Raw genomic sequence first — 10107 nt, forward strand, 5'->3', positions numbered from 1 at the left:
TCGCCTGACTATCTCTCGTACAGGTGACATTCCGTGTGCTCGCGCCCACGCCTGGAGACCAGAACAATTAGTGGGGTCAGAGGAACTTGATGACTTTGGCCTGGTCCCTGTGTCCCCGCGAGTTGGTATGAATGGGCTACACACCCGCCATCGTGAGGATCGGAGCCCCCGGGTTGCCTAAGGACTGGCTGAGTGCAGCGATCGCCGAGTACGGCCAAGAGTGCGCGAACAAGCTGCAGGACGGCGTTGGCCAGCCAGAGGCCGCGATCCGCGGCCCGGTAGAAGGTCTCCTCATCAAGGTTGGTCTCTCTGCGGAGCTGGAAGTCGTCGTGCACGACGAAGCGAGCATGAAGGGACAGGGGGCTCGCCCGGACTTCGCGGTGCGCGTGGGCGGAGCGATCACGGGCCATGTCGAGCTGAAAAAGCCCAAGCAGAACCTTGACCCCACCAAGTTCAAGGGGCACAACAAGAAGCAGTGGGAGCGGCTGAAGGACCTGCCGAATCTGCTCTACACCAACGGCACGCAGTGGCGCCTGTACCGGCACGGGGAGCTTCAGCTCCAGGTCGACTTCGATGGTGACCTGCACACCTCTGGCTCGGACCTGAGCAGCCACGACCTGGCAACCGAGGCCCTCTTCCTTACCTTCTTGAAGTGGGCCCCGCCCCCCATCACGACGGTCAAGCAGCTCGTGGAGACTGTAGCGCCCCTGTGTCGCTTGCTACGAGACTCCGTGCTGGAACAACTTGCGGTCGAAGCGAAAGCACTCAAAGCTGGCGCGCATCTCTACGATCTGCAGTTCACCCAGCTCGCCGAGAACTGGCGTGACCTGCTCTTTCCCAGTGCGACTGACGAGGTGTTCGCCGACGGGTACGCCCAGACAGTCACCTTCGCGTTCCTTCTGGCCCGTACCGAGGGCATTAACGTCGCGGAGCTGCACACCTGGCAGATCGCCCACAAGCTCAAAGCCGGAAATCCACACGCGCTGATGTCGCAGGCCCTCATGCTGCTGTCCCAGAGCGCGGTCGCTTCCTTCGAGGTCACCATCGACCTGCTGCGCCGGGTGATCGGCGCCGTGCAGTGGGAACCCATCTGGGAGCAGCGCGAAGACGCCTACATCCACCTCTACGAATCATTCCTCTCGGTCTACGACCCGGACCTGCGTCGCCAGTCGGGCGTCTACTACACCCCCATCCAAGTCGTACGGAACATGGTCCGACTGACCGATGACGTCCTCACCACCCGCCTGGACGCCGAACAGGGCTACCTCTCCCCTTCGGTCACCACGATTGACCCCGCGATGGGCACCGGCGCATACCTGCACGGCGTCATCGACCACGCCGCCAAACGCGCGGAAGAACTCGATGGACCAGGGGCGGTAGGCCACGCCATCACCGACCTCGCACAGCGACTCATCGGGTTCGAACTCAAAATGGGTTCCTACACCGTCGCGGAGATGCGCGCGGTCGACATCCTCAAAAGCTACGGTGCGGAGCTGCCCAAGGGCGGCGTTCGTTTGCACGTGACCAACACACTGGACGACCCCTTCATCGCCGAGTCCGCAGCATTTCCCGGCCTGGACGCACTGGCCAAGTCCCACATGCAGGCGAACAAGATCAAGGCGAACACCCCGGTCACCGTCGTCATCGGTAACCCGCCCTACCACGAGCGAGCTCAAGGGCTCGGAGGGTGGGTGGAGGCCGGATCAGACAACACCGACACCACGGCCCCGCTGGAGCGCTTCCGCAAGGAGGGCAACGGGCGTGTGGAGTACGTGCTCAAGAACCTCTACATCTACTTCTGGGCCTGGGCGACGTGGAAGGTGTTCGACGCCCAACCTCAGGACCGACACGGCGTGGTCAGCTTCATCACGACCTCTGGATATCTCAAGGGCCCGGGGTTCAAGGGGATGCGCCGATACCTGCGAGAGACCTGTTCGGAGGGGTGGATCATCAACGTCACCCCTGAGGGAATGCAGCCCGATGTACCGACCCGGGTCTTCCCTGGAGTGCAGCAGCCACTGGCCATCGCCATCTTCGTCCGTCGTGCAGACACCGACACCAGTGTCCCCGCTGCCATTCACTACACCAAGGTGACCGGCAAACGAGAGCAGAAATACGATCAACTTGATGCACTCACCCTTGACGGTGCGAACTGGCAGACCGCTCGCACGAGTTGGGAGGCCCCCTTCTTGCCTGCGACTGAGTCAGCTTGGGACGACTACCCTGCCCTAGGGGATCTGTTTTGCTGGGTGACTCCGGGAATCACTCCAGGACGCACATGGATTTATGGCCCGCATCCAAGCATTCTGCAAGAGCGCTGGAATGCGCTAGTTTCAGCAGAACCACAAGAGAAGCCTAAACTTCTCAAGGAGACACACGGCTGCACTGTAAAAAGCAACAAGGAACCTCTTCCCAACACGCCATCACACGATAAAACGATAAATGAAGAATCGGGAGTATGCCCACCACCAAAGCGGATCGCCTACCGCTCTTTTGACAGGCAATGGATCATCCCCGATCATCGACTTATCGACCGCGCCCGCAAAGACCTTTGGTCGGCTGAGCCTGTGGATGGCCAGGTTTATATCACCGAACAGCACTCACAAGCCATCATGTCAGGCCCTGCCATAACATTCTCAACTCTCATCCCCGATAAACATCATTTTAAGGGGAGTGAGGGCGGCCGGGTTCTTCCGGTGCTTCATCCCGATGGATCCCTTAACACAGCTCCCGGTTTACTCGCTCAGCTCGAGAACATCTTCGGAACCTCTGTGACCGCGCATGACCTGGTGGCGTACATTGCAGGGGTCGCGGCGCACCCCGCGTTCACCAAGCAGTTCGCTGAGGAACTAGTCACTCCTGGGATTCGGATACCACTCACTGCTGACCCCGAACTGTGGGCTGAGGCCTGCGAGATCGGCCGACAGGTCGTGTGGACAGCCACCTACGGTGAAGTCTTCGACGACCCCGCAAACGGTCGACCTAAGGGGAAGATCAGCTTCGACCCCCAGGATCCGCGGCGGCCAAAGAACCTCGCCGCTATCGGCTCAGAGCTCCCGGGAAAGCCGATCTATGTCCCAGGCGAGGAGGGCCGGGGAGAGATCAAGGTTGGGCAGGGCACATTCGGACCGGTCACAGAGCGCATGTGGAACTATGATGTTGGCGGCATGAACGTCATCAGCAAGTGGTTCTCCTACCGCAAATCAGAACCTGGCGGAAAGAAAACCAGTCCGCTCGACGACATTCATCTCGATACGTGGCCGAAGGAATGGATCACCGAGTTCAACGAGCTCCTGACTGCACTTCGCCGAATCACCGAGCTGGAGAATGCCCAAAGAGAACTACTGAACAAGGTACTCTCTGGCCCGATTCTCACCCTTGAGACAATGAAGACCAAGGAAGTCAAATTCCCGGAATCCGACAAGGACCGAAAGCCCCGATACGACCTTGCCTCCACCGCAACACAAGAGGGAATGTTTTAGAACTCGTGAATAAAATAGAAGAAGCATTGCAAGAACTCGCCGAGCAATTAACCCTCCCCTGCGACATGATTAAGATTCACCGTCAAGACGAATCACAGGGCAGAAGCAAGGAGTATCAAAGCCTTCGATACGGCGCATTTCTTCTGACCTATGGCCCATTTGAAAATTTCTTTGAAAACATCACGGGGTATCGAAAGAAGAAGAACCGCACACTCTCCATCGAACCCGACAGAATCAGAGACGCGATTCATAGAGAATACGGCGTCTCAAACGTGACCGCATCCTGGTCTGCGCGGACTAGAACTGGCGGAGGCCCGACGTGGTCTCGCGATCCCTGGATCCTTCTCACAGGAAGTCAACTCAACATCTACTTAAGGGATCTCGCAAGCCTTCGCAATCTTCTCTCGCATGGCGGCAATCCCAAGAAAATGAGCAACAAATCCAAGCTTTTCCCGACAACAAAGAATGGGCCATCCATCCACATCACTGCAGTAGAGGGCTTCATTCAAGCAACTCAAGACATAGCCAGCGAAACAGCAATATCAATTTCTGGAGAATTCACAAATATCCCCAGCTGGCCCGAGCCTCCCAGAACCACAGCACGAAAGCTCATTCCCGCACCATACGTGAAATCGACCTTGACCGGGTGACCGGTGGAGCTCAAGATAAATCAGAGCAGCCACGGGCCCACCGGCTACGCGCTGGCTCTTATCCTTGAATTTCTCGGTTTCCTGGACCTTGCTGAACAGCTCCGCCAGGCGAGCTTTCGGAAGGCGGGTGGGGCATGACCTCGACTCCTGCAGGACACCGATCAGGGCTGCACCCGGCCCTCTCCAGGCTCCAGGGGTTCGCCCTGATTGAGGAAGCAGCCTCCGTGTGCAACTTGATGCGCAACTCGATTCAGGCGATCCGGGACATGCGCTACGTGGATCTCGATGGCGACGCGGTCTTCACCCTGGGCAGCATCGGCGTTGAGAAGGCGATGAAGGTCATGCTCGGGTGCGCGGCAGTCGCGGACGCAGGCGCTTGGCCCACGAAGAAGGTCCTCAAGAATTGGGGCCATGACATCGAGGAGCTGAACCTTCACGTCCTGGGGGTGATCGACGAGGGCGTGGAGAACACGGCTGCCCCCGGGTACTCCGCTCACCTCGCGAGACACATCAAGGAGAGCATGCTCCTTCCCCTCGTCTTCGCTGCCTTCGCTCGGTACGGGAGGTCAGGGCGCTTCCACCACCTGGACATCCTCGCAACCGACGAGCCCGGCGAACACGACAAGCCATCCGAGTACTGGGAACGAGTGGAAGTGCACATCAGGGAGTCTCTCCCCGAGTTCCACGAAGTCCCGTACAGTGACAACGCCGCGCTCGACGCCTACCTAAAGAGGCTCCGCGGCTCCATCGCGGACGAGCTGGACGCATGGTGGTTCTGCCTCCACCGGCTCGGAGTCCAAGGATGCTTCGGCGACCTAGGGAAGAAGATCGGCTGGCAGATCTGGGAGATCAACCGGCCGACGCCAATCTTGGTCAGGATCTAGGCGGCCCGCTCGGATCCTCTTCTGGCGAGCAGCGACGATTGGGAGAATCATTCATGCCTGATGATCAAGTGAGCTCGCTCGGCCCAGCGCTGGACACCGACGTCATCCCCCTCGGCGAGCGGACCCTGCGAAGCATCCTCGATCACGTGATCGCCGTCGGAGACGAAGCCGAAACGACCTACCTCGAGGTCAAGAGCACGCTCGACATGAGCAGCAAGGCCGCCGTGGCCAAGATCGCGAAGTTCCTCCTCAGCTCGGCCAACCGGCGCCCGAGCGAAGCAACCCGGCACTTCCACGGCTACGCGGTGCTGGTGATCGGCGCGCAAAAGGACAGCGCTGTGGGCGTGCCCCGCGGGGTTGAGGCCCATGAGCTCGAGGACCGGCTCCGCCCCTACCTCGGGCCTCAGTTCCCGGCCTTCGAGTTCGGTCGACTTAGCGTTGGCTCCGAGAGCGAAGTCCTGTTCGTCATCGCGCAACCGCCGAAGGACGGCCAGTCGATCTTCCCGTGCCACAAGAGCTTCGAAAGCGGTGACCGCCGCGACAGCCTCCAGGACGGCGCGATTTACGTGCGAGGGACCAGCAACACGCGGCCTGCCCGATCCGGAGAGGTACTCGCCCTCGTGGAACGCGCCCGCGGTGGCGGGAAACCGCCGATCAAGCTCGAAGTGGAAGTGCTCGGCCCGGTCTGCAGGGTCGACCATGTGGAAGAGCTCCTGGAGACGCTGCGTGACTACCAGGAGGAGCAGTTCGGCAAGCAGTCACAGCCGACCAAGGACCGTCTCGGCTCCACCTCGTTCTGGCCAGCGTCGAGCGTCTTCGCCAGTCCAGGTCCGCTGTCGGCCCAGGAACGGGAGAAAGCCCTGGTTGCTTGGCAGAGCAGGAAGGCGGAGCACATCGCGAAGGGTCGCGAGCACTTCCTGGGCGTCGGGCTGCCAGGCGCAGGCATCCGTGTGGTCAGCCACGGCCGGTTCGTCGCAAAGCCGCAGATGGTCTTGACTTTCCACGGCTGCGAGTTGCTCGATCACCTAGACCCGGACGATGCCGACTTTAAGGAGGCCGTCGAACCCGTGTTGCGAACGCATGATCCTTTCCAACCCAATATCGACTACTCCGTGCTCCGGTCCGTCTCGCGCGGCTACCCCGTGGCCTGGAGCAATCACGGTGAGAACGCCGAAGTCGTTCTCACGCCGGAGTCGTTCCGCCCGAACGTGCCGTGGACGAGCGACCAAGACGACTACGTGATCCTCTCGAGGAATCCTCACGCCAACGCGGTGGAGGTCTCCTGGGTCCTCACCGAGGACGGCAACGACGCCGTCACCAGCGGCGAACTCCGAGTGCCGACCAGGGAAATCGGAGACGTCGCCGACCTGTTCAAGTCGGTGTTCCTGAGCAAGGGTTAAGGACGCTTCGTGGAGTTGCTTGCGATTCCGCCTTCCAGGACAGTCTTTAGAGATCGGGCCCCGCAGGGTCGCGAAGGCCTCGTCATACACCGTGATAAGGCGCCTACGAAACGCTCGGCGACTCAACGCTGGTGCTGTTGATCGGGACGTCGATGCGGTCACGAGCGACGACGCCGCCTTTGACGACGTAGCACTCGACGACGTGTTCACCCTTGAAGTCGGAGTGTTCGAGGCGAACTCCCGGCTTGCTCGACCCGACGATCTGACCACGGACCATGTTCCGGCGCTCAGCCTCAGGGCCTCGATTGAGCACCTTCCACTTCAGCTCGTACGGCGGCGCCATGGTGCAGCTGGTGACCCAGAACTTCAGGTCCTTGTTGGCCTTAAGCGGCACGCCCGTGCGCAGCATCTCCCTCAGCCGAGTCGGCCGCCAGCCGTTCTGCGTGACATCGCAGTCGATCAGAACCGTCCCCGAGATGTCGATGGGGTAGCGATCCTCGATGAACTCCTCGGTATCCCGATACGACTTAGCTCCCTCACGGACAGACAGGGGCACGGACGTCCCGAAGATCTCACGCCACTTCTTGTTCGCCGCCACCTTCCCCTCGTTCTCGATCGCATCAAGGCAGCGGCCGTACGCCTTCTTAGCCTTCGGTTGGAACTTCGCTTTCACCTTGACCCACTGCCTGCTACCCAGCGCCAGATAGCGGTCCTGCTCCGGCTCGTCCTTGAGGAACGCGAAGAAGTCGCGGACCATGAGGTCGAACGAGCCCGTCCCCGCCGAGTCGTAGTCATCGGTCTGCGCGAAGAAATTGTGCACCAGGGTGTCGATGAGCAGGCCGCCCATGTTCACACCACTCGCGTTCTTCCACGCCCGTGCCATCCGCGCCAGGTGACGCATGTTCGTCGACGTGCGGTCGTTGCACTCCTTGGTCGCGGCGATCTCCTCACGCGGCTTGGTGACCTTCCAGCCCTCGGCGACCGTGTCCGGGTAGTTGAAGCTACCGTCTGAGTTCTTGAACGCTGGCTGGACCTCGAACTTGAAGGCGTTGCTCTTGAACTGCACCCGCACGACGCACTGGTCGACACGGATCTCGGTGTCCGTGTACCGCGCTTTGAGGTCGTCCCGGACGCGCTCGAGTATCCGACGTGGTCCGGTGTCGCTGCTGTAGTCCGACCAAATCCCTGGTGGGAGAATGAAGATCATGTCGAGGTCAGACACGCCCTTGATGGCCGTGTGCCGACCGAACGAGCCGACCATGAGCTTGTAATCGGTGCAGCCTTCCTTAGAACGGAAGTCCTTGTTGAGCGCCTTGGTGATCTCGTCCCGGCGGGACGCGATCATGGTCGCTGTCTCGCCCACTTTGAGGTTCTCGAGCAGGGCGTCGAAGATCTCGGACGTCTTCATGACCGGCCCTCACCCTCATCGAGTCGGAGCGTATCGGGAAGCAAGAGGTCGATCTCACGGGTCGTGAACGTCATCTCTTCGTTGTTTTTCAGTCCGTCCTGGGCCCGTGCGAAGGCCTTGGTGCTCGTCCTGGGCGCGTTGGCGTACGCGTCGCGCGTGGCCTGCTGGAGTTCGTTGCGGCGCTCCCTGGCCTCTGCGTCAGAGACGGCATTGGACATCAGGTCGGCGATGAGCGAGATGTAGGACTCGCGGACGTCCCACAGCCCCGAGGCTATGTCGCGGTGGGCGTTGGACTCCTCTTCGAATTTGAAGGTCTTCGCGCCGAGGCTCATCCAGCTCACGAGCAGCGCGATGGACGAGGTCGCGAGAGTGGTCAGCACCGGGTTCCCCAACAGCCCGAACACGGCGGCCAGGAAGGTGCCAGAACTGATCGCGGTGAGAGCGATGAGCACGCCCTGCTGCAGTCGGTGCTTGTTGAAGCAGATGTCTGCCTGCTTCTCATGGGTCTTGTGGCTGTACACCACCCGCCCGAAGGACTCGCGCACCTGCGCCAGCAGGTACGCGTCTCGGTCGGGTACCGCTCTTCGCTCGTCAGCCAATCCACTCCGATCATCGTCATCCAGGAGAGCGCTTTCGCTTTGGAACCCCCGGTCTCCGCTTCCCGGAAGGGCAGCCACCGTCGATGATCGCCGCGCGCCCTCCAAGTATGGGCGAGCCCACTGACAGACGAACGTTGCGGCAGGGTCGAACCGCCATGGTCCACCAAGCCCTCACGGTTCAGCTCACGAAGGATCCGGCGCTTGGAGGCCGAGAACGAAAACGCGCGCAGCCTCGTCTGGGCCGCGGTGCCCTAGGCAATCGTGCTCCTGCCGCTCATCTCCTGTGCGGTTGGCAACGAAGCGCCACGCCAACTGGGCACCTGCTCCACCCCTGCTCCGTCGGGATCTGACTCTCGTGAGTGACGGGAGGCGATCCCGACACCCAACATGCCCTCCATCACACCCAGCACGAGACAGGAAACTGGATAGGCCATCACCACAACGCATCCTGTTACTGGTTCCGTTCTCGGTACGCCCGAACATCTGCGAACAACATCGGGTCCCATCCCCGCTTCTGCGCCCTCTCCAAGGTTCTCCGCGTTGTCTTCGATAGATGCGGGTACACCAATTCCAGAGATTCCGCAGGGGGACGATTCAGGTACTCTGCCCACCGGCACCCCGATGCGTGTGGACACAAGTCCACCTCGTTGTTGCAAGACAGACACAGCATCCCCCGGATGAACCCGGTAAACGGGTCATGATCCATGAACCCGAGACCCACGCCCCCACAGACCGAGCAACCAAACCCAACCTGTTCTGCCACCTGCCACCGAAGGCGGGACCTCGGGCTCGCCAAGTCCACCCATTCCGGCCATCCGAGAAGCCGATCCAGGACTTGGCAGCGTTCCCCGTACGGCACAAGATCGGGGTGCTCAGGTTCGCCCTCGTAGCGGATCGACCACTCGACAGTGCGTTGCCGCCGGCGCCCGTTCGACGTCCACATGTACTTCTGCTTGTGAGTCCAAGGGCCGCCCGGTGGGGACGCTACAGCTTCCTCGTTGCACACCATGCCCAAGTTCTGATGCCACAGGTGGTGGCGCCCGTCATCTCCAAGGACTGCGGATGTGAACCGCGATGCTCGCAGCGCCGGTACTGGGCACGGCCGAGTGGTCCATTCGGGCATGTGATCGGCCGTCTGAGCGCCGGAGTAGTCGCGGGCCACCCTCCACAGCAGCGTCCGCTGCCGAGCCGGTGTCAGCGCGTCGAGCCCGTGCGAGGTCAGTGCCGGGTCAGCGGGTTTCCGAAGCCTTATCTCGAAGTAGCGCACCAGGCCAGGCTTACGGGTGGGTGTGACAGTTTCAGGTGGCGAAGGCTGCGTGTCGCACGCCAGACATGACAACGGCACCACCTCCGGGGGCTCTAGCTGTACTGACCACGGAGGTTGGTAACACCCACCCCCGGCACACGACAAGAGGGCCTCCGGTATCGGTGTGGATTGCGACATCTACCCGACCGCCAGGAGGCCCTCAATGATCCACACTACCCACGCCAACGCCCGCCTGACCCCCGCCGGGCGTTTGGCCCTGGCCCGCTGCGTGGTCCAAGACGGCTGGGCATTGCGCCGGGCCGCCGAACGCTTTTAGACCAGCCCCGCCACTGCCAAACGCTGGGCCGACCGCTACCGTGCCCTGGGCCCGGCCGGGATGGTCGATGCCTCCAGCCGCCCTGTCTCTTATACACATCT

At 61.4% G+C, this 10107-nt stretch carries 7 protein-coding genes and 1 pseudogene; 5 read left to right on the forward strand and 3 right to left on the reverse strand.

Annotation, left to right across the window (positions count from 1 at the left end; genetic code table 11):
• Positions 1-131: 131 nt before the first annotated feature.
• From DSY14_RS06950 to DSY14_RS06965, 4 genes are all read left to right on the forward strand, one after another.
• On the forward strand, positions 132-3482 hold the full coding sequence (locus DSY14_RS06950; RefSeq protein WP_211715626.1) for a type ISP restriction/modification enzyme: 3351 nt from the start codon (positions 132-134) through the stop codon (positions 3480-3482).
• 5 nt (positions 3483-3487) lie between these two features.
• Positions 3488-4132, forward strand: a complete 645-nt coding sequence (locus tag DSY14_RS06955; protein ID WP_211715627.1) for a hypothetical protein — start codon at positions 3488-3490, stop codon at positions 4130-4132.
• 134 nt (positions 4133-4266) lie between these two features.
• Entirely contained in the window at positions 4267-5016 is a 750-nt protein-coding gene (locus DSY14_RS06960; protein WP_211715628.1) for a hypothetical protein, read from the forward strand.
• A gap of 53 nt (positions 5017-5069) precedes the next feature.
• Positions 5070-6416 (forward strand): hypothetical protein, encoded by a 1347-nt coding sequence (locus DSY14_RS06965; protein WP_211715629.1) that lies wholly within the window; start codon positions 5070-5072, stop codon positions 6414-6416.
• Between the two features lie 103 nt (positions 6417-6519).
• Here the strand turns inward: DSY14_RS06965 and DSY14_RS06970 are convergent, their stop codons facing one another.
• The 3 genes from DSY14_RS06970 to DSY14_RS29570 form a co-directional block, all read right to left on the reverse strand.
• Positions 6520-7824, reverse strand: coding sequence for a nucleotidyltransferase (locus tag DSY14_RS06970; protein ID WP_211715630.1), 1305 nt, complete (start codon positions 7822-7824; stop codon positions 6520-6522).
• A complete protein-coding gene (locus tag DSY14_RS06975; protein WP_249187437.1) occupies positions 7821-8423 on the reverse strand; it encodes an SLATT domain-containing protein in 603 nt (200 codons plus the stop codon). The genes DSY14_RS06970 and DSY14_RS06975 overlap by 4 nt, the downstream gene beginning before the upstream one ends.
• 451 nt (positions 8424-8874) lie before the next feature.
• The gene (locus DSY14_RS29570; protein WP_374223987.1) at positions 8875-9867 is read right to left on the reverse strand and encodes an endonuclease domain-containing protein; all 993 of its coding nucleotides are present in this window, start codon (positions 9865-9867) and stop codon (positions 8875-8877) included.
• A 25-nt stretch (positions 9868-9892) separates the two neighbouring features.
• On the opposite strand from DSY14_RS29570, the pseudogene DSY14_RS06985 reads away from it, so the two are divergent.
• A pseudogene (locus tag DSY14_RS06985) lies at positions 9893-10107 on the forward strand (leucine zipper domain-containing protein); the annotation flags it as partial.

Origin of the sequence: Nocardiopsis sp. MG754419, from assembly GCF_018207095.1 — a bacterium.
GTDB lineage: Bacteria > Actinomycetota > Actinomycetes > Streptosporangiales > Streptosporangiaceae > Nocardiopsis.